Annotated in this window: 22 protein-coding genes; 8 read left to right on the top strand and 14 right to left on the bottom strand. The window is 59.0% G+C overall.

Going from position 1 to position 18,158, the window contains the following annotated elements:
• The first annotated feature begins 3 nt into the window (after positions 1-3).
• From H2515_RS14445 to H2515_RS14455, 3 genes are all read left to right on the top strand, one after another.
• Complete coding sequence (locus H2515_RS14445; protein WP_198660464.1) at positions 4-765, top strand: exodeoxyribonuclease III; 762 nt, start codon at positions 4-6, stop codon at positions 763-765.
• Positions 766-1,677 (top strand): 50S ribosomal protein L3 N(5)-glutamine methyltransferase, encoded by a 912-nt coding sequence (prmB, locus tag H2515_RS14450; RefSeq protein ID WP_198660465.1) that lies wholly within the window; start codon positions 766-768, stop codon positions 1,675-1,677.
• A 119-nt stretch (positions 1,678-1,796) separates the two neighbouring features.
• Complete coding sequence (locus tag H2515_RS14455) at positions 1,797-3,359, top strand: MFS transporter (RefSeq protein ID WP_198660466.1); 1,563 nt, start codon at positions 1,797-1,799, stop codon at positions 3,357-3,359.
• Here H2515_RS14455 and H2515_RS14460 read toward each other — a convergent pair.
• Entirely contained in the window at positions 3,281-4,189 is a 909-nt protein-coding gene (locus tag H2515_RS14460; RefSeq protein ID WP_232821424.1) for a mechanosensitive ion channel family protein, read from the bottom strand. The genes H2515_RS14455 and H2515_RS14460 overlap by 79 nt on opposite strands.
• A gap of 118 nt (positions 4,190-4,307) precedes the next feature.
• Between H2515_RS14460 and argS the strand changes: the two genes are divergently transcribed.
• Both argS and H2515_RS14470 read left to right on the top strand, forming a co-directional pair.
• Positions 4,308-6,047: an arginine--tRNA ligase gene (argS, locus tag H2515_RS14465; protein WP_198660468.1), complete on the top strand. Its 1,740-nt coding sequence runs from the start codon at positions 4,308-4,310 to the stop codon at positions 6,045-6,047.
• A 6-nt stretch (positions 6,048-6,053) separates the two neighbouring features.
• Positions 6,054-6,884: an SPOR domain-containing protein gene (locus H2515_RS14470; protein WP_198660469.1), complete on the top strand. Its 831-nt coding sequence runs from the start codon at positions 6,054-6,056 to the stop codon at positions 6,882-6,884.
• Here H2515_RS14470 and H2515_RS14475 read toward each other — a convergent pair.
• Both H2515_RS14475 and rsmA read right to left on the bottom strand, forming a co-directional pair.
• Complete coding sequence (locus H2515_RS14475; RefSeq protein WP_014030193.1) at positions 6,850-7,317, bottom strand: YbjN domain-containing protein; 468 nt, start codon at positions 7,315-7,317, stop codon at positions 6,850-6,852. The genes H2515_RS14470 and H2515_RS14475 overlap by 35 nt on opposite strands.
• On the bottom strand, positions 7,314-8,120 hold the full coding sequence (rsmA, locus tag H2515_RS14480; protein ID WP_172804447.1) for a 16S rRNA (adenine(1518)-N(6)/adenine(1519)-N(6))-dimethyltransferase RsmA: 807 nt from the start codon (positions 8,118-8,120) through the stop codon (positions 7,314-7,316). The genes H2515_RS14475 and rsmA overlap by 4 nt, the downstream gene beginning before the upstream one ends.
• 62 nt (positions 8,121-8,182) lie before the next feature.
• Here rsmA and H2515_RS14485 point away from each other — a divergent pair, with 62 nt between their 5' ends.
• A complete protein-coding gene (locus H2515_RS14485) occupies positions 8,183-8,737 on the top strand; it encodes an HNH endonuclease (protein ID WP_014030195.1) in 555 nt (184 codons plus the stop codon).
• Between the two features lie 20 nt (positions 8,738-8,757).
• Here the strand turns inward: H2515_RS14485 and pdxA are convergent, their stop codons facing one another.
• From pdxA to H2515_RS14525, 8 genes are read right to left on the bottom strand one after another with little or no spacing between them, the layout of a single operon-like run.
• Positions 8,758-9,759, bottom strand: coding sequence for a 4-hydroxythreonine-4-phosphate dehydrogenase PdxA (pdxA, locus tag H2515_RS14490; protein WP_065414098.1), 1,002 nt, complete (start codon positions 9,757-9,759; stop codon positions 8,758-8,760).
• The gene (locus H2515_RS14495) at positions 9,756-10,019 is read right to left on the bottom strand and encodes an RNA-binding S4 domain-containing protein (RefSeq protein ID WP_071182316.1); all 264 of its coding nucleotides are present in this window, start codon (positions 10,017-10,019) and stop codon (positions 9,756-9,758) included. The genes pdxA and H2515_RS14495 overlap by 4 nt, the downstream gene beginning before the upstream one ends.
• Before the next feature lie 2 nt (positions 10,020-10,021).
• Positions 10,022-10,942: an ABC transporter ATP-binding protein gene (locus H2515_RS14500; protein WP_014030198.1), complete on the bottom strand. Its 921-nt coding sequence runs from the start codon at positions 10,940-10,942 to the stop codon at positions 10,022-10,024.
• Positions 10,935-11,243 carry an STAS domain-containing protein gene (locus H2515_RS14505; RefSeq protein WP_232821637.1) on the bottom strand — a complete coding sequence of 103 codons (309 nt, stop codon included), beginning with the start codon at positions 11,241-11,243 and terminating at the stop codon, positions 10,935-10,937. The genes H2515_RS14500 and H2515_RS14505 overlap by 8 nt, the downstream gene beginning before the upstream one ends.
• A gap of 5 nt (positions 11,244-11,248) precedes the next feature.
• Complete coding sequence (locus H2515_RS14510) at positions 11,249-11,878, bottom strand: MlaC/ttg2D family ABC transporter substrate-binding protein (RefSeq protein WP_198660470.1); 630 nt, start codon at positions 11,876-11,878, stop codon at positions 11,249-11,251.
• 12 nt (positions 11,879-11,890) lie between these two features.
• On the bottom strand, positions 11,891-12,352 hold the full coding sequence (gene mlaD, locus H2515_RS14515) for an outer membrane lipid asymmetry maintenance protein MlaD (RefSeq protein WP_014030201.1): 462 nt from the start codon (positions 12,350-12,352) through the stop codon (positions 11,891-11,893).
• A 14-nt stretch (positions 12,353-12,366) separates the two neighbouring features.
• Entirely contained in the window at positions 12,367-13,149 is a 783-nt protein-coding gene (gene mlaE / locus H2515_RS14520) for a lipid asymmetry maintenance ABC transporter permease subunit MlaE (RefSeq protein ID WP_014030202.1), read from the bottom strand.
• 3 nt (positions 13,150-13,152) lie between these two features.
• The gene (locus H2515_RS14525) at positions 13,153-13,977 is read right to left on the bottom strand and encodes an ABC transporter ATP-binding protein (protein WP_198660471.1); all 825 of its coding nucleotides are present in this window, start codon (positions 13,975-13,977) and stop codon (positions 13,153-13,155) included.
• A gap of 310 nt (positions 13,978-14,287) precedes the next feature.
• On the opposite strand from H2515_RS14525, the gene speD reads away from it, so the two are divergent.
• Both speD and speE read left to right on the top strand, forming a co-directional pair.
• Positions 14,288-14,689, top strand: a complete 402-nt coding sequence (gene speD / locus H2515_RS14530) for an adenosylmethionine decarboxylase (protein ID WP_014030204.1) — start codon at positions 14,288-14,290, stop codon at positions 14,687-14,689.
• A gap of 119 nt (positions 14,690-14,808) precedes the next feature.
• A complete protein-coding gene (speE, locus tag H2515_RS14535) occupies positions 14,809-15,645 on the top strand; it encodes a polyamine aminopropyltransferase (protein WP_198660472.1) in 837 nt (278 codons plus the stop codon).
• Between the two features lie 27 nt (positions 15,646-15,672).
• On the opposite strand, the gene H2515_RS14540 is transcribed toward speE, so the two are convergent.
• The 3 genes from H2515_RS14540 to H2515_RS14550 form a co-directional block, all read right to left on the bottom strand.
• The gene (locus tag H2515_RS14540) at positions 15,673-16,278 is read right to left on the bottom strand and encodes a histidine phosphatase family protein (protein WP_198660473.1); all 606 of its coding nucleotides are present in this window, start codon (positions 16,276-16,278) and stop codon (positions 15,673-15,675) included.
• Between the two features lie 196 nt (positions 16,279-16,474).
• Entirely contained in the window at positions 16,475-17,854 is a 1,380-nt protein-coding gene (locus H2515_RS14545; protein WP_014030207.1) for a sigma 54-interacting transcriptional regulator, read from the bottom strand.
• A gap of 5 nt (positions 17,855-17,859) precedes the next feature.
• Entirely contained in the window at positions 17,860-18,156 is a 297-nt protein-coding gene (locus tag H2515_RS14550; protein ID WP_232821425.1) for a hypothetical protein, read from the bottom strand.
• Positions 18,157-18,158: the final 2 nt, after the last annotated feature.

Genomic DNA, 18,158 nt, shown 5'->3' on the forward strand with positions numbered 1-18,158 from the left:
ACCATGCGCCTTTATAGTTGGAACGTGAACGGCTGGCGCGCCGCCTGTCGCAAGGGGTTAGTCCACTGGGTCGCGGCGACGCAACCGGATGTGCTCTGCATACAGGAAAGCAAGGCCGATCCGAATCGTCTTCCGGCGGCAGAAACCGTACTGGAAGGCTACGATAGCCAATGGGCAGTTGCCGAGCGCTCCGGTTACAGCGGCGTTACCACCTTCAGCAAAGCACCCTGCCGACCAGTGGCAACGGGCCTGGGCATCCCGCGCTTCGACCGGGAAGGTCGCGTGCTTATCACCGACTGTGGGGATTTCGACCTGTATAATGTCTACTTCCCCAACGGCAAGAAAGATACTGAACGCCTCGCCTTCAAACTGGATTTCTACGCTGCCTTTCTGGAGCTGATCAACGCCCGGGTCGCCACAGGTCGGGCGGTGGTATTCTGTGGCGACGTCAATACTGCCCATCAGGCCATCGACCTCGCACGCCCCAAAGAGAATGCGAAAATATCCGGCTTTCTCCCCGAAGAACGGGTCTGCCTGGACCAGTGGGTAGCGGCCGGTTGGGTGGATAGCTTCCGTCACCTGCACCCGGACAGCATAACGTACTCCTGGTGGAGCCAGCGCACCAACGCCCGCGCCCGCAATATCGGCTGGCGCCTTGATTATTTCTGGATACATGAAAGCCTGCTGCCGCGCCTGCGCGGAGCGGGGATTGCCACCGATGTGACCGGCTCCGATCATTGCCCGGTCTGGCTGGAGTTAGACTGAATGAACCTCGAACAATATGCTGCCCTCGCTATCACTGCCCTGCATACGGTAACCGATTACCGGCGTTGGGGAGCCAGCCGTTTTGCCGCTGCCGGGCTCGACTTCAGCCAGGGCCAACAGCAACCCCGCGCCGAAGCCGACACCCTGATCGCGCGGGCGCTCCATCTGGAGCCAGAAGACCTTGCAGAACTCGGCGCGGCCCGCCTGCTGGATGGCGAGAAAAACACCATGCTCAACTACTTCTATCAGCGGGAGATGCTCCGTCGCCCTACCGCCTACATCACCGGTGAAGCCTGGTTTGCCGGACTGCGTTTTAGCGTCGATGAGCGTGTCCTCATCCCACGCAGCCTGCTGGAGCCCTTTATTGAAGAGGGCTTCGCGCCCTGGGTAGAGGCGTCGCAGATACAGCGCATTTTGGAGATCGGCACGGGTTCCGGTTGTATGGCCATCATCCTGGCCCTGCGTTTTCCTGACGCCGAAGTGGATGCGGTAGACATTTCCGCCGAGGCCCTCGCCGTAGCCCGCGCGAATGTGCAGCGTTATGGCCTGGAGGAGCGCGTGCACCTGCATCAGTCCGACCTCTTCGCCGCATTGGATGGACAGCGCTACGACCTGATCCTCAGCAATCCGCCCTATGTGGATGCGGCGGCCATGGCGGAGCTGCCCCCCGAATACCGGCACGAGCCCCGTCTCGCCTTGGCCGCCGGCGATGATGGCCTGGATTGCCTGCTCCCCCTGCTGGAGCAGGCGCCACAGCACCTGCAGACGGGCGGCGTGCTGGTGGTAGAAACCGGCGATGCCGAAGCAGCCCTCATCCGCCGCCGTCCTGATCTGCCCCTGATCTGGCTGGAGCATCCGGCGGGCGGTTCCGGCGCCTTTCTAATGATGGCAACGGCCGACGGCGGTTTCTAAGACAGCGCGCACCAAAGTTATGCCGACGTGGGGTGACCAAGCCCAGAAAAGCAAGCAGCGCCCGCGACTGAATATTAGCGTTAACGTTAAATTGGGCCAACGTCCAAGGATCTAACCTGGTGGAAACAGCGCAGTCCCTTTCTAAAACCTGGCCTCTCTTTGCGGGGGTAGGCCTCGCCCTCGGTATGGGCTCCTTCGATGGCGCCTCGGTGCAGGGTATTTTCCCCTACGTCGCGGGCGGCCTCTCCACCAGCAGCGATCATGCCCTCTGGACCCTGACCTACTTCATTGTTCACTGGTCACTGGGGATCACCCTGATGCCTTGGACGACCGCCCGCTTCGGGATGCGCCGCGTCTTTCAGGTGGCGGTTAGCGTGGCCATGGTGGGCACCGTCATCAGTGCGGTGACCGATAATCTCTGGATCATGCTGCTGTCCCGCGCTCTGCAGGGTATAGCGGCGGGGCTGCTGGTACCGCTGAGCCAGAGTCTGTTTTTACGCCATAGCCCCGGCCGACTTCACGGCCTCGTAACCATCTTTTGGAGTAACGCCATGCTGGTACCCTTTTTCTTCGGGCCAGCCATTGGCGGCCTGCTGGCGACGGAACTCGGCTATCGCAGCATTTTTCTACTCTCCCTGCCAATCTGGGGCGTCGCCCTATTTCTGGGTAGTACGGGCATTCCCAAAGATCATGGTGATCCCCGGACGCCGCCTTTCGACGCTTGGGGCTTCGGCCTGCTCTACGGCGGCCTGATGAGCATGCAGGTGGTGCTGGATCAGGGCGAGCAGTACGGCTGGTGGCATTCCACCTTCATCCTGAAAATGACCCTGTTCGCCTTCGTCTTCCTGCTGTTCTTTGCTTGGCGCGAAAGCGAGGCCCGCTATCCCCTGCTGCAACTGCACTTTTTGCACCGGCGCAATTACTGGCTGGGGCTACTGCTGCTCTGCCTGGGCTGGGCCATGTTCATGGGCTGGGCCTCCATGCTGCCCCTCTGGGCGGAGGAAACCCTCGGCTTCAACGGCTTCTGGGGGAGCGCGGTGCTTATTCCCATTGGTCTTGGCGCTATTCCCTTATCGACCCAGATGGACCGCCTGCGCAGACTACTGGGCCTGCGCCAGCTGACGACCCTCTGCTTTGCCATTTTTGCCTTCGCCTACGGCAGCGCCTATCTCAGTCCCATCAGCAGTCTGAGTGATCTGTTCTGGCCGATGCTGTTCATCGGCATGGGCGTCGGTATGCTCTTCGTGCCGCTGACCATGGTTATCCTCTCTGGCCTCAGCGCTGCGGAAATTCCGTCAGCAGCCACCACCAGCAATTTCATTCGCGTCTTCAGTGCCAACATCGGGGTGAGCCTGCTGAGCGTCTACTGGGCCCGCTACAGCGCCCTTGCCAGCGACCATCTGCGCGACCACATCAGCCGTTTCGATCCGGAAGTAGCACTCTCCGCCCAACACCTGCACACCCTGATCGAGGTGCAGGCGGGCACCCTGAGCATCGACAACCTGCTGCGCCTGTCGATGTGGATCTGCCTGATAGCGGCCATTACCGCCTACGTCTTTATCATCCCGCCCAGCGCCTTACGCAGAGCCGATGATCCGCGCAATTATGTGGAGGAGGAAGAGGACGAGTTTTCCACAGTGGCCAGTGCCGCCGCCAGGGAAGGTGTCACCACCACCTCCTGACGCGGGCGCGGTATTTCGATGCCCGCCTGCTCCAGAGCATCCGCCAGTGCCCAGTTATATTTGGCACGGGTTCCGCCGGGACGTATCAGTCCCGCACGTTCCACCCAGACGATCATCTCGCAGTCATAGCCCGCATCTCCGAACGCGTTCAACCACAAGGTCGGCGGATAATGTTCATCTCTTGCCGTCAGAGGCAAGGAGAGCGCAGTTTCTATGACCAGATTCCGCAATCGTTCCCGGTCGGTACCGTAGGGCACGCGAAACGGAATATGAATCCGCATAATCGGGTCATCCAGACTCCAGTTGATCACTTCACCATTCACAAACTGGGAATTGGGTACCAGGATATCCACATGGTCGTTGGTCACGATCTGGGTGTAGCGCACGCCCAGCTTTTTGACCTCGCCATGCAGGCCGTTCTCTTTGATCTGGATGTAGTCGCCAACTTTGATACTGCGCTCGAAGAGCAGAATGAGTCCGGACGCAAAATTGCTGAAAATATTCTGCAACCCGAAACCCAGACCAACACCTACCACACCACCCAAGAGAGCCAGACTGCTGAGATTGATACCGATCGTCTGCAGGGCAATGAAAATGCCCAGGGCAATAACCAGGTAATAGATGAGCCGCGAGATGGCGTAAGCCGTGGCATGCTCCAGTTGCCGGCCTAGCACCCGGCGCGTGAGCCGCCGCACCCAGGCCGCCCCCCACCATAAAAAAACCAGGATAATCAAAAACTCGACCATACCGATGGGCTCGACAACCATACCACCGGGCAGCGTCCACGGGGTGGTAAGCCAGTGCCGGAAACCTCTCAGATAATCATGCATTATGCGCACCCCCATTGATCTTCTGCTCCAGTTACAGTATCCAAGATACAACAACCCCTGCCGTAAAGCGCTGGCTTGCGTTACACTAAAGCAGAGATTTCGTGCATAAGGTAGCCCTGTGAAAGCATTTGTCAGCCAGGCCCTGCAAGGGGCGCTTCAACAACTCCACGCCCAGGGCCGCATTCCAGGGATTCCCGCCACCCTGGAGTTGGACCGCCCCAAACAGGTGGAACACGGCCATCTCGCCAGCAACATCGCCCTGCTCCTCGCCAGAGCCACCGGGCACAAGCCGCGTGATCTCGCCGTCGATATCGTTGCGGCACTGCCTGCATCAGAATGGATTGCCCGCGCCGAGATTGCCGGCCCCGGCTTTATCAACTTCTTTTTGCAGCCGGCTGTATTCCATGCGGTGATCCACCAGGTGCGCACTGAACAGGACCGATTCGGCGCCAACCAAAATGGCGCGGGGCAACGCCTGCAGCTGGAATTCGTCTCGGCCAACCCGACGGGTCCCCTGCACGTCGGACACGGACGCGGTGCCGCCTACGGTGCCAGCCTCGCCAACCTCCTCCGCTTTAATGGTTTCGACATCTTCTGCGAATACTATGTCAACGACGCCGGGCGGCAAATGGATATTCTCGCCGCCAGCGTCTACCTGCGTTATCTCGAAGCCGCCGGAGCGCTGCCCTGGCCCTTTCCCGAGAATGGTTATCGCGGTGGTTATGTACGCGAGATCGCGGCTCGTCTTCGGCAGCGGGTCGGCGACCGCTTACAGTATGCAACGGCCCGATTACCGAACCTGCCCGAGATGAGCGACGGTGATAGCGCCATCGACACCCTCATCGCCCACCTGAAGCAGTCCCTCGGTGAAGACTATCGCACCCTGCACAGCGCCGGGCTGGACGAGATTCTCGCCGATATCCGCGACGATCTGGAGGGCTTCGGCGTGCACTATGAACGCTGGTATTCCGAGCGCAGTCTGATGGATGCGGGTGCTGTCGATGCCGCTGTCGCCGCCCTCGAAAAAGCCGGACATTGCTACACCCATGAAGGCGCTCTCTGGTTTCGTGCCACGGCTTTTGATGACGACAAGGACCGGGTTTTGCGGCGCGACAATGGCGCCTATACCTACTTTGCCTCCGATGTAGCCTACCATGCCGAAAAGTTTGCGCGCGGCTTCACCCACGTCATCGACATGTGGGGCGCCGATCATCATGGCTATGTGCCCCGGGTCAAAGCCGCCCTGCGCGCCCTCGGCCTGGAAGACGAGCGTCTGGAAGTCGTCCTCGTCCAGTTCGCCATCCTTTATCGCGCTACGGAAAAAGTCTCCATGTCTACCCGTGCCGGCGAGTTTGTCACCCTGCGCGAACTGCGCGAGGAGGTAGGCAATGATGCCGCGCGTTTCTTTTATGTGCTGCGCCGCGCCGACCAGCATCTGGACTTTGATCTGGAGCTGGCCAAAAAGCACTCCGAAGAAAACCCGGTATTTTATATCCAGTATGCTCACGCCCGGGTGTATTCACTGCTGCGTCAAGCCGCAGAAAAGGGCCTCAGCCTGCCTGCAGCAGACGGCGTCGACCTGGAAATCCTCCAGGAGCCCCGCGAAATCGCCCTTGCCGATGTCCTCTGGCGCTTCCCGGAAGTAGTGGCCACGGCGGCCCGTGATCGCGAACCACATCAGATTGCTTTCTATCTCAGGGAGTTGGCTGCGGCCTTTCATACCTACTACAATTCGACCAGAATTTTGGTGGTGGAGACACCGCTACGCCACGCCCGCCTGACGCTTTGTCTGAGCGTCGCGCAGACTCTTGCCAACGGGTTACGCCTGCTCGGCGTCAGCGCACCGGAGCAGATGTAAAGGATTATGCGCGATTACAAAAATCAAACCAGCCGCCCGCGAGCGCAGGAGGCACGCCCGCCCATCACCGCACGGCGGCCGGTTGAGCCGGAGGATGACAGCGAGGAAACACCACCCCGTCCGGCACGGAGCTGGCCTTGGGTGTTGCTGCTTCTTCTGATAATCATGCTCAGTGCGGGGGCCTGGTGGTGGATAGCACAGCTCCCCATCAGCACCGGAAAGCTCGGTTTCATCAGTAGCGGGGCAGGGCTACCGGCGGCGATGAGCGCCAGCAATAGCGCACCGGCAAGCGCTCAGCAACAGCCTGTTAGCCCAGCAGCCACCCACCCTTCAGCGTCCACACCGGCCACCCTGACTAGTATAGCAACTCCGGTGCGCAGTCCGCTCGCCGTCACCACCTCCAGCAGCGCCGCTGTGGCTTCCACCCACAGCGGCGTCGACTTCAGTTTTTACCAGATCCTGCCCAATATGCATGTGGATATTCCTGCCGACATCCTCGGTAACGGCCCCGGCATCCCCAGTGCGGCAAGCACCAGCAGCACCAGCGTCGTCCACCAGCCGGTGACCATTCAGGTGGGCGCCTTCACCAACCGCGCCGCGGCCGTCGTCTTGCGTGACCGCCTCGCCCTGCTGGGAGTCAGCATCCAGATGGAAAAGGTGGAAGCCAGTAATAACAATATCCTCTACCGGCTCCGCACCGGCACCTTCGACTCCTTGGCCGCCGCCCAGCCCACCCTCGCCAAAATCCGTGGCATGGGCATCACCCCACTGCTGCTGGGCAGCGGGATTATCGGCCCCGGAGTCAATGGACTGCTGTCGCAGTCTCCAACGCCTTGATCGCGGCAGCCGGGGTTTCCCGACCACTCAGCACCCGGTCCAGCCCTGGCAGGTAGTGGTTGATGGTCTCTACGCCAATCAACAGATAAGGACGCAGCAGGGCGGTGTTCAACACCGTGGCCGGTGCCTGGAGAATCGTCTTGAAGTTGATCTCCCCATCGTCCAGATCCAGTTCAAAGTTACCCAAGGCCAGTCCATAATTGGCGCGAGTCAGGAATTCCGCCACCGCCGGGCGTTTTTCCATAGTTATCTCCAGATTCTGGGGACGCAGGTAAAACAGGACACGCTCCCGTTCGCCATGCACATGGCAAAAAATGTCCAGCACACCATTCGGCACCTGCAGCGCGCAGGTAAGGACCGGATAATCGGGCAGCGTCTTCGCTTCCCATTCCAGTTCGGCAAACAGTTTCTCGGCAACTTCCAAATGATTCATGATCGGTTTCCTTGTTCAACTGTGGCCTCGGCGAGGCGAAAAAAAGCAGCCTGATCCAGCGTTTCGGCGCGGCAGCCGGGATCGATCTGCAAAGCCTGCAAGTCATCCGCACTCAAAAGGCCGCGCAGATTATTGGCGAGTGTCTTGCGGCGCTGGGCAAAGCTGGTAGCGACGATCCGCGCAAAAGGCGCCTGCAGGTGCAGGGGTAGCAATCCTGGACGGTGCGGCACCAGGCGCATGAACGCCGAATCCACCTTGGGTACCGGAAAGAAGTTGCCGGGGGCCACCGTGAACAGCGATTCCACCGCGCAGTGCGCCTGTATCATCACCGAAAGCCGTCCGTAAGCTTTGGTTCCTGGCACCGCCACCATGCGGTCCACCACCTCTTTTTGCAGCATGAAGTGCATATCCCGCACCTGTTCCGCCTGCTCCAGTATATGGAAAATCAGCGGCGTCGCCACATTGTAAGGCAGGTTACCCACCACCCGCAGGATATTCCCGGCACCGGCCAGGGCCGCGAAGTCGACCTCCAGCGCATCCGCCTGCATGACCTGTAGCTGTTCCGGCGACGCCAGTGCGCGTAGACCGGCAATCATATCCCGATCCAGTTCTACCACCGTCAACTGCGGCAAGAGGCGAAGCAAAGCCCTGGTCAGCGCCCCCGGCCCCGGCCCGATCTCCACCAGTTGATCGCCGGGCACGGGGCGAATAGCCGCCACAATACGCGCAACGATCTGCGGCTGAACCAGAAAATTCTGTCCGAAACGCTTTTTTGCACGCGGCAGGCGCCCCTCTTGCAACATCAGCACATCTTCATGCTATATTTGGTCGACGCCTCTAGCAGGCGATGCGAAACGGAAAGTCTATGCACCTCGTGCTGCGCCTTGACGTCGGTGGTCGTCCCATGGCCTGGGAAACCTGGGAAGAAGCCGCGGCCCATTATGTCCGGGGTAATGTTGCCTGGACACTGGGGAATCCTTTCTTTACCGCTCACGGCGGCATCTGCCGCCGCAGTGGCATTCTCTCGCAACTCGACATTCATCCGGTCATCGCCGTCCGTGGTCGCCATCAGGGCACCATTCGCCCTCCGGCACTGTCCAACCAGACCTTGTTTCATCGCGACCGTCATCTCTGCATGTACTGCGGCAAACACTTCCCCCTCCGCGAACTCACCCGTGACCATATTATTCCCATCTCCCGCAAGGGCAGGGATATCTGGACCAACGTGGTGACCGCCTGCCGCAGTTGCAACAGTCGCAAGGACAACCGCACCCCCGATGAGGCGCACATGCCGCTGCTCGCGGTGCCCTTCACCCCAACCTGGGCGGAGTATCTGCTGCTCAGTAATCGGCGCATTCTCGCCGATCAAATGGAGTTCCTGATCGCCCAAGTGCCGGAAGGACACAGTCGCATTTTCTAACAATGCGGTGGCGGGCCGAATCAACGGGCTACGGCACGCCGGTTACGGACAATTTCCGCAGCGACATCCAGCGCCCGCAGCAAGCTGCCGCCTTCTGCCCGACCCGTGCCCGCCACATCCAGCGCCGTGCCATGGTCCACGCTGGTGCGCACAATGGGCAAACCCAAAGTAATATTTACCGCCTCACCAAAGGCATGGTATTTCAGCACCGGCAGGCCCTGGTCATGATACATGGTCAGCACGGCATCGGCATCTTCCAGCAGGCGAGGGGTAAATAGGGTGTCGGCCGGCCACGGGCCACTGACCCGCAGCCCTTCTCCCCGCAAGACAGCTATCACTGGCGCGATGATATCCTGCTCCTCATACCCCAGGTGCCCCCCCTCCCCGGCATGGGGATTCAGGCCAGCGACTAAAATACGGGGTGCCAGGAGGGCGAAGTCTTCACGCAAGGCCCGGTGCAGGATGCGCAGCGTACGCTCCAACCCTTCCCGGGTAATGGCTGCCGCCACTTTAGACAAAGGCAGGTGAGTTGTCGCCAGCGCCACTCGCAGACCGCGACCGGCGAGCAGCATGACCACTTCGGGACGGTCACAAGCATCCGCCAGATATTCCGTATGCCCAGTAAAGGGAATTCCCGCATCGTTGATGATGCCCTTATGCACCGGGGCCGTCACCAGTGCATCCGCAGCACCTGCACGTAACAGGTGCATCGCTTTATCCAGAGTAGCCAGTACCGCCGGTGCATTAGCCACATCCAGATGGCCGGGGCGACAAGGCTGAGCCAGCGGCACATCCAGCACGTGCAATACACTATTTTCCGGCGCTGGCCAGGGATCGCCCTCCTGCCAGGGCTCCAGTCGCAGCGATAAGCCCAGAGTCAGCGCACGGCGGCGCAGACAGTGCAGGTCGCCAATGAGCAGAACCCCAGCGGGCAGGGCGTGGCTGGCCAGTTGCAGGCAGATATCCGGGCCGATGCCCGATGGTTCCCCCACTGTCAGCAACAGACGTGGCTCCGTGATCATTCCCCAGCCTCCTCGGGTAGCACTTCCACCACCCCTTCCGGCCCTTCAATTCGCTGCGGAATACGTAGGACCCGTACCCGCATCAGTCGATCCCGAATATCGATAGTGAGCATATCACCCACCTGCACCATCGCCCCCGCCTTAGCCAGCCGACCGTTGATCTGCACACATCCGCCATCACAGATATCTTTAGCCAGACTGCGGCGCTTGATCAGACGTGACGTCTTGAGGAAAAGATCAAGACGCAAATGGTCCGCCAAGCTTAGCGCCCTTGTCCGAGGATATCCGTGAAGGCATCTTCCAGACGTGGCTCCTGAAGGTGTAAATCCAGGATCTGGGCGGGCAGTGTTTGCAATTGTGCCAGGACGTCCCCCAACGGGCTTCTCTGCGCGTCAATCCTGAGTACTCTGGTATTTTCTGCAGCACCGGTCAGCAACTCGGCCAATTCAGGAGGGAGCGTGCCCGGATCGCGGTCGAAAGTCACCGTCAGCACCCGCCAACTGGAGGTACGCAGCAATGCATCCTTGCTGTCCAAGGCAACGATTCGCCCCTGCTGGAGGATGGCGATCCGCTGACAGAGTTCCTCGGCCTCTTCCAGATAATGGGTGGTGAGAATAACGGTATGGCCCTCTTCATTATAGCGCCGCATAAAACGCCAGAGCCCCTGACGCAGTTCCACATCAACCCCCGCGGTCGGCTCATCCAGCACCACCACCGGGGGTTTGTGCACCAAAGCCTGGGCGATGAGCACTCGCCGCTTCATGCCACCGGACAAAGCACGCAAATTGGCGTTGGCCTTGTCCGTCAGATCCAGCTCCATCATCAGCTCATCAAGCCAGTCATCGTTGTGACGCAAGCCAAAATAACCGGACTGCATGCGCAGAAATTCCCGCACAGTAAAGAAAGGGTCGTAAGCCAGCTCCTGGGGCACGACCCCCAGCAACTGACGGCTCCGGCGAAAATCCCGCTCTACATCAAAGCCGAAGATCTCAGCCACGCCACTGGAGCGGTGCACGATTCCGGCCAGAATATTGATGAGCGAAGATTTCCCCGCACCATTGGGGCCCAACAGACCAAAAAACTCTCCGGCATGCACATCCAGATCTACGCCCGCCAAGGCCAGATGCCCACTGCCATAGATTTTGCGCAATCCGGCGATGTGAATAGCCGGGGAATCAGTCATGATACAGCGGCAAAATATCCTGCAGATGATACAAACTCGCCAGTTCTTGCAGGTTGGAAGATGCCCCGCGAATACGCAGGGCAATTCCGCGCTCGGTGGCCTGCTGGGTCCACTCCATCAGCACCGCGAGTGTGGCACTGTCTGCAGCCTCCAACTCTGCGACGGAAATTTCCGTGCAATCCTGACCGTCTTTCGCCCATGCAAAAGAGCGCAGGGCCTTATCCAGTTGTGCCACTCGCCAGTCTCCCTGGAGGAACAGCCTGGGGGTACCGTCAACCATCCGTCGCTCCCAGGAAGTCACTGTGCTCAAGCCGCGGCCGCCGTTTTGCCGCCCATGCCATTCTTGGTCTTCATGTCCTGCAACAATGCCGGGATACCGCGACTTGCAGCAATCTGCCCGAAACTCTGGCGATAGTTGAGCACCATGCTGACCCCGTCAATATAGGTGTTGTAAATCCGCCAGGAGTTATTGGTATAGAGCAGAGCATAAATCACCGGAACATCTGGACCACCACCGTTCTGACGAATAACCATGTTCACTTGTGCCACTGGCGGATTCTGGGAGATCTGCTGGCTGCCCGTGATTTTTACCGTCTGCCCGTGATAATGATTAAGTGAATTACTGTAGGTGCGCACCAGCAGATCCTTGAACAGCACCACAAATTCCTGCTGCTGGACCGGGCTCATCTGCCGCCAGTACCGCGCCATCACATATTGCGACATGGTGGTGAAATCCATATGCGGCAGGACAATGTCCGCCACATCCTTCTTCACGGTCGGCGTGATGGGCTTGCCTTCATTAGCGCGCAACACCTTGAGTACACTATTGGTAAGCTGCTCAACAACGGTTACCGCCCCCTGCGTGTCTTCTGCCGCGGCAGGCAATGTCCAGGCCAGAATAAAAAATGCCAGCGAAATCAAAGAAATTTGACGCATACAGAATTCTCCCTATTTGCTGCCCGAGGCCTTATCGAAGACCATCTGGCCGATCAGTTGATCAATGTTGACAGCGCTTTGCGTCATGGTAATGGTACCACCCGGCTTCAGATCCTGTGGCATGCCACCCGGCTGAACGGCCACGTACTGTTCGCCCAGAAGTCCTTCGGTGTAGATGGATGCCCCCGTATCCGTCGGTAATTTTACCTTCGGTTCGATACGCATGGTCACCTGCGCCATGAAGGTCTTGGGGTCCATGCCAATGTGGGTCACCTCACCGATCGTGACTCCGCCCAGCCTGACCGGGCTGCGCATCTTGAGACTGCCAATATTGGTGAAATCCGCATGCAGTACATAACCATCATTATAAGCGAAGCCGGAGAGATTCCCTACGCGTAGCGCCAGCACCACCAAAGCAGCGATGCCGAGGAGCACAAAAATGCCCACCCACCAGTCTATCGCCCGTTTTTCCATGCGCCATCTACCCCTTAGGTGAATAACAAAGCCGTAAGAATGAAATCAAGACCCAGCACCACCAGCGATGCCGTCACCACGCTGCGGGTTGTGGCGTTACCCACACCCTCCGCGGTCGGCTGCGCCGCGTAACCCTGCCAGGCGGCAATCCAGGTCACCGCCAGCCCAAAGCAAAGGGCCTTGAACAGACCGGTCAGGATATCACCGGAGAACGCTACGTTGGACTGCATCTGCGCCCAAAAAGTGCCGCCATCCACGCCCAGCACCGGCACCGAAATAAGATACCCGCCGAAAATGCCCACCAGATCAAAAATGGCACAGAGTATAGGCACGACGATGATCCCCGCCCAGAGACGGGGTGCCACTACCCAGGCAAACGGGTTGACTGCCATCATTTCCATGGCGCTTAACTGCTCCGTCGCCTTCATGGAACTGATTTCGGCGGTCAGCGCCGACCCCGCCCGCCCGGCGAAGAGCAGCGCCGTCAGCACTGGCCCCAGTTCGCGCAGGAGCGACAGGGCGACCAGGGTACCCAGTGCCGAAGTCGCGCCAAAGCGCACCAGTGCGTAATAGCCCTGAAAGCCCAGCACCATGCCGGTGAAGAAAGCAGCGACAACCATCAGCAGCAGTGACCGCACCCCAAAGCCATACACCTGCTTGAGCAGTTGCTGAAAGCTGAAATGGCGGTTGATCACCGCTACCAAGCTCCATAGCAGAAAACGGGTCGCCGCACCCAGGTTGGGAATCGTCAGCAATACCCGCCGCCCCAGGTTCGGCACAAAGTCCAGAAAGGCCATAACCTAAACCACCTCGCCGGCCGCCGTTGAGCCCGTCAAAGCCGTCGCAAAATCGTCTTTTGCGGGATAATGGAAGGGCACCGGCCCATCAGGCTGCCCACCAAGAAATTGCCGGGCCAGTTCTGAATCACTGGCCCGCAAGGCTGCTGGCGAACCTTCCGCAATAATTTTGCCGCCCGCGAGGATATAACCGTATTCTGCAATAGAAAAAGTCTCCTGCACATCGTGACTGACGAGAATACTGGTCGCACCCAAGGCATCATTGAGACGACGGATCAGAGTCGCGATAATTCCCACACTAATGGGGTCCAAGCCGGTAAAGGGCTCATCGTAAAAAATCAGCATCGGGTCCATGACCACCGCACGGGCCAGCGCCACCCGCCGACCCATGCCGCCGGAGAGCTCGGCGGGCATCAATCCAGCCGCACCCCGCAATCCCACCGCCTCCAGCTTCATCAACACCAGTTTACGCAAGATACTCTCGTTCAGCCGGAAATGGCGGCGCAGCGGAAAAGCAACATTCTCAAAGACGCTAAAATCGGTAAACAGGGCGCTGTGCTGAAAAAGCATGCCCATGCGGCGCCGTAATCGGTATACCCCCTCAAAATCCAGCGCTTGCAGATCCTGCCCTGCCACCCGTATGCGCCCGGACTGGGGCGCCAGGGTGCCGGCCATCAGATTCAGCAGAGTCGTCTTGCCGCCACCGCTCGCGCCCATGAGGGAGACGATGGCCCCTTGGGGAATACGCATATCCACCCCCGCCAGGACTGGATGCGGTCCTCGGGAAAAACGCACGTTTTCCAGTTCGACAAGGGCCTCAGCGGCCATGGGCACTCTCTGCTTTTGCGATCATGGCGCACAGTATAAACCGAACGGTCAGTGTGGGGCCAGAACGCCGCGCAGTAACGACGAAAATCATACCTCGTTACCCGCTAAAAATCCTTGCATCCTCAGCGCAGAAGTGTATAGTTCGTCGTCTGTTTCCACGGCACCGAAAGCAGTTACTAAGGGGGTCAGTCCTTAAGAGACTTGGAGCAAGGCATCGTTCCAGCAAGGTAGGGCATAAAACCAAGTACTGTCTGGGGGTGCACGGGAGCTACTTCTTAACCGTTTATTAACTTTGGTAAGGGGGGCACCTATGCGCTCATTGGGACATCAAATCGTCGCAGATTTTTACCATTGTGACGGCAGTACCTTGTCTGATGTTGATTATGTTACAGATGCCATGCTCGAGGCCGCCCGGCGTGCCAATTGCACCATCGTGACGCAAACTTTTCACCACTTCTCGCCCTACGGGGTGAGCGGCGCCGTCATCGTCGCCGAGTCGCATCTGGCCATTCACACCTGGCCGGAATATGGTTACGCCGCAGTGGATATTTTCACCTGCGGCGATATCATCCAGCCCGAGGAGGCCTTGAATTATCTCAAGGAAGCCTTTGGCGCCGGGCAAGTCTCCACCATGGAGATGAAGCGCGGGCAAGTGGACATGATGGGCGTTCCTGCCCATGAGTTGCGCGTCAAGCCGGTTCTCTGCGCTTGAAATGACCCACTGCGGTAACGGGCGGACCTGGATAATCGGTCCGCCCTTTTCTTTTACTGGAATCTTCCGCAAAATCCCCCGCAAGCCCCCCACCATTCCCAGCGTTGAGAGAGACGGTTATGAGCACAGAACTGTGGTACACCGAGCGTTATGAAGAACACGGCGCAGCATTGAGCCTGAAAATCCGCGAAGTTCTGCATCGCGAGCAGAGCCCTTATCAAAGCATTGAGATTTTTGAGACCGAACAGTTCGGCACCCTCATGACCCTGGATGGATTGGTTATGGTCACCGACCGCGACAATTTCCTCTACCACGAGATGATGAGCCATCCGGCGCTGTTTACCCATCCGGCACCCAAACGGGTACTGATCATTGGCGGCGGCGATTGTGGCACCCTGCGCGAGGTTTTGCGCCATCGGGAAGTCGAAGAAGTCGTGCAGGTAGAACTGGATGAGCGGGTCACGCGGGTTGCGGAGCGCTTTTTTCCGGAACTCTGTGAGAATAATAATGACCCGCGTGCCCATTTTCACTTTACCGATGGCATCGCCTGGGTCACCGAAGCCGAAGCCGGACGTTATGATGTAATCATCGTTGACTCTACCGACCCGATCGGACCGGCGGCGGGGCTTTTCGCCACGGACTTTTACGCGGCTTGCCACCAGGCGCTGGCAGATCAGGGCGTGCTGGTGGCCCAGTCTGAATCTCCCCTGTTACATGCCGACCTGATCCGTCAGTGCCAGCAGCGCATGACGGAAGCAGGCTTTGATGCGGTGAACAGTGTGTACTTCCCGCAGTTCTGCTATCCCTCCGGCTGGTGGAGCGGGACACTGGGACGCAAAGGTCTGGCTATGGATGCGTTTCGCGCTGATGATGCCAATGCTTTTTCGGGCACGCATTATTATCACGCCGGGATGCAACAGGCCGCGCAGGTCGCACCAGCCTTTCTGCTGCCCTGAGCGATCATCGCCGGGCAGGTGTTTGAATCAGCCAGCGCGCGGCCCGATGACCGGGCGCTGTGGGCGATAATTCCACAGATGCAGGGCGGGGATTTCGTGCTCCCAACCCAGGCAAGAAATACTGCCTGGGTCCAGGTGCAGATGATCACCAAAACGCAACTCCAGCCCCAGCCAACGGGCGGCCAGCGCCCGCAGAATGTGGCCATGGGCAAAACACAGCACATGACGGTGGCCCTTCTCATCCCATTCTTCAAGCAGCCCGTCGCAACGGGCACTGACGGCTTCCGGACTTTCACCACCCGGTCCACCGCAACGGAAAACGCTCCATTTCGGATTTTCCCGGCGGATTTCGGCGGTCGTCATGCCCTCATAGCGGCCATAGCGCCACTCACAGAGGCCCTGGTGTAGTTCAGGATCGGCAAACCCCGCGAGAATGGCAGTGTGCTGCGCCCGCAGCATAGGGCTGGAGTAAACGCCATCAAAATGCCCCTGCTCCACAAAGGATCCCCAGAGCGCTTGCGCGTCTACCCGACCCTCCGCCGTCAATGCCACATCGGTCACCGAGGTATGTTTGCCGCTATCCGACCACTCCGTCATACCGTGCCGCACCAAGGTAATGGATTCTATCTTCATGAAAAGTCTCCAGAAGCTGATGCTCGTTCTGCTTAACTATGAGAACCTGAGCATCTGTACATCTTGATAGCCCCGACCATTCCCTGAACCAGCAATTTTCCCGATGGCTGCGGCTGAGCCTGGATTGCCTGCCCGGCAACCCGTTGATCATGGCTCAAGAGTGGATCGCCGATTCTTCAGCGTATCGGGTGATCCACTATACCTCCGCTTCGCCTTCATCGCTGCCCGTTTCTTTAAAGGCAGCGGGGTCCAGGTGATAGCGGCGCAGCAGACGATAAAACTCCGTGCGGTTGCGCTGCGCCAATTGCGCGGCCTGACTCACGTTGCCCCGGGTCATGCGCATAATCTGGATCAGATAATGCATTTCGAAACGGCCCTTGGCATCGGCCAGGGGCATGACTTCACCCTCTCTGTCGCGCAGAGCGTGGCGGATGAGGGGCGCACCGATTCGCGGAGTGGTAGACAGCACCACCGCCTGTTCAATGACATTGGCCAGTTGCCGGACGTTACCCGGCCAGGGCGCCCCCACCAGCAGTTCCATGGCCTCCGGCGCGATACCACGGACATCCTTGCGATTTTTGGCCGCCGTGTCGCGTAAAAAAAACTCGGCCAGCAGCGGGATATCCTCGGGGCGCTCAGCCAAGGCAGGCAGATCCAGAGTCACCACGCAAAGGCGATAATAGAGATCATCCCGGAACCGTCGGGCAGCCATCTCCTGCTCCAGATCTCGGTGACTCGCAGAGATGATCCGCACATCCACGGCGATGCTCTCGGTGGCGCCAACAGGGCGGATTACCCGTTCCTGCAGGGCCCGTAGCAGCTTGACCTGCAAGGAGAGGGGCATGTCGCCGATTTCATCGAGAAAGAGTGTGCCGCTATCCGCCGCCTGGAACAGTCCCTGATGATTATTGGCCGCGCCAGTAAAGGCGCCCTTTTTATGCCCGAAGAGTTCTGACTCCAGGAGTTGTTCGGGAAAAGCGGCACAGTTAAGTGCGATAAAGGCCTGATTACGGCGCGGACTGGCCTGATGAATGGCCTGCGCCAGTAATTCTTTACCCGTACCGCTGGCACCATGCACAAAAACACTGGCATCAGACGCTGCCACCAGACGCGCCTGATCCAACACCGTCTGCATTTTTGGACTGCGGGTCAGGATACGGTCCCAACTGGAGTCTCTGCCCTTCTTACCTGAAGAGGGCAGAACCGCCGCAGTCAGGCTGAAGGCGCGTTCGACCTGCGCCATCAGATCCTTGCCGTCAAAGGGTTTGGTAAGGAAGGCAAAGACGCCTTGATCTGCCGCCAGCAAAGCATCAGGGATGGAACCATGGGCAGTGAGGATGATGACGGGCAAAGTCGGGTAGTCACGGCGGATGGCGTCAAGCAGTGCCATCCCGTCCATCTCGTCCATCTTGAGATCCGTGATGACCAAAGACGGATGCTCCATCGCCAACACTGACAGCGCCTCGTTGCCACTGGCAGCGGTACTGACGGCATAGCCGGCCGTTTTCATACGCAAAGACAACAAACGCAAGAGATCAGCGTCATCATCCACCAATAAAATTCTGCCCTTTTCCATTTGGTTTAGTGCCCCTGAGGTAAGCGCGCGTTTTTTTCGATTTGTACCAGTTCATCAAGCTTTTTACGCAAGCCCACCTCGCGCTGCCGGGACTCGGCGAGCCGGTTTTGCAAATCATTCGCCCGCGCCTCCAGTTTTTGGTAGCCGGGATCACCAGCCCGGGCATCGGCAAGTTGCTTACTCAAACTGGCAGCTTCCGCTTTTTCAGAAACACAACTCGCAGCACTCGCAGTCACTGGAGTAGCTTTTCCCAGTGCCGCAATCTGGGCCTGCAAGGCCGCCAAGGTGCTGGTCTGTATCACCT

The sequence above is a fragment of the Acidithiobacillus ferrivorans genome (assembly GCF_016250455.1).
GTDB classification, from domain to species: domain Bacteria; phylum Pseudomonadota; class Gammaproteobacteria; order Acidithiobacillales; family Acidithiobacillaceae; genus Acidithiobacillus; species Acidithiobacillus ferrivorans.

What these genes read in the sequence shown, in the direction of transcription:
- H2515_RS14475 (WP_014030193.1), bottom strand. Translation starts at nt 7,317, where the DNA reads ATGAATCATTTGGAAGTTGCCGAGAAACTGTTTGCCGAACTGGAATGG.
- rsmA (WP_172804447.1), bottom strand. Translation starts at nt 8,120, where the DNA reads ATGTTGCAAGAGGGGCGCCTGCCGCGTGCAAAAAAGCGTTTCGGACAG.
- H2515_RS14540 (WP_198660473.1), bottom strand. Translation starts at nt 16,278, where the DNA reads ATGAAGATAGAATCCATTACCTTGGTGCGGCACGGTATGACGGAGTGG.
- H2515_RS14470 (WP_198660469.1), top strand. Translation starts at nt 6,054, where the DNA reads ATGCGCGATTACAAAAATCAAACCAGCCGCCCGCGAGCGCAGGAGGCA.
- speE (WP_198660472.1), top strand. Translation starts at nt 14,809, where the DNA reads ATGAGCACAGAACTGTGGTACACCGAGCGTTATGAAGAACACGGCGCA.
- mlaE (WP_014030202.1), bottom strand. Translation starts at nt 13,149, where the DNA reads ATGGCCTTTCTGGACTTTGTGCCGAACCTGGGGCGGCGGGTATTGCTG.
- H2515_RS14525 (WP_198660471.1), bottom strand. Translation starts at nt 13,977, where the DNA reads ATGGCCGCTGAGGCCCTTGTCGAACTGGAAAACGTGCGTTTTTCCCGA.
- H2515_RS14500 (WP_014030198.1), bottom strand. Translation starts at nt 10,942, where the DNA reads ATGACTGATTCCCCGGCTATTCACATCGCCGGATTGCGCAAAATCTAT.
- H2515_RS14545 (WP_014030207.1), bottom strand. Translation starts at nt 17,854, where the DNA reads ATGGAAAAGGGCAGAATTTTATTGGTGGATGATGACGCTGATCTCTTG.
- pdxA (WP_065414098.1), bottom strand. Translation starts at nt 9,759, where the DNA reads ATGATCACGGAGCCACGTCTGTTGCTGACAGTGGGGGAACCATCGGGC.
- H2515_RS14510 (WP_198660470.1), bottom strand. Translation starts at nt 11,878, where the DNA reads ATGCGTCAAATTTCTTTGATTTCGCTGGCATTTTTTATTCTGGCCTGG.
- H2515_RS14460 (WP_232821424.1), bottom strand. Translation starts at nt 4,189, where the DNA reads ATGCATGATTATCTGAGAGGTTTCCGGCACTGGCTTACCACCCCGTGG.
- speD (WP_014030204.1), top strand. Translation starts at nt 14,288, where the DNA reads ATGCGCTCATTGGGACATCAAATCGTCGCAGATTTTTACCATTGTGAC.
- H2515_RS14445 (WP_198660464.1), top strand. Translation starts at nt 4, where the DNA reads ATGCGCCTTTATAGTTGGAACGTGAACGGCTGGCGCGCCGCCTGTCGC.
- mlaD (WP_014030201.1), bottom strand. Translation starts at nt 12,352, where the DNA reads ATGGAAAAACGGGCGATAGACTGGTGGGTGGGCATTTTTGTGCTCCTC.
- prmB (WP_198660465.1), top strand. Translation starts at nt 766, where the DNA reads ATGAACCTCGAACAATATGCTGCCCTCGCTATCACTGCCCTGCATACG.
- H2515_RS14485 (WP_014030195.1), top strand. Translation starts at nt 8,183, where the DNA reads ATGCACCTCGTGCTGCGCCTTGACGTCGGTGGTCGTCCCATGGCCTGG.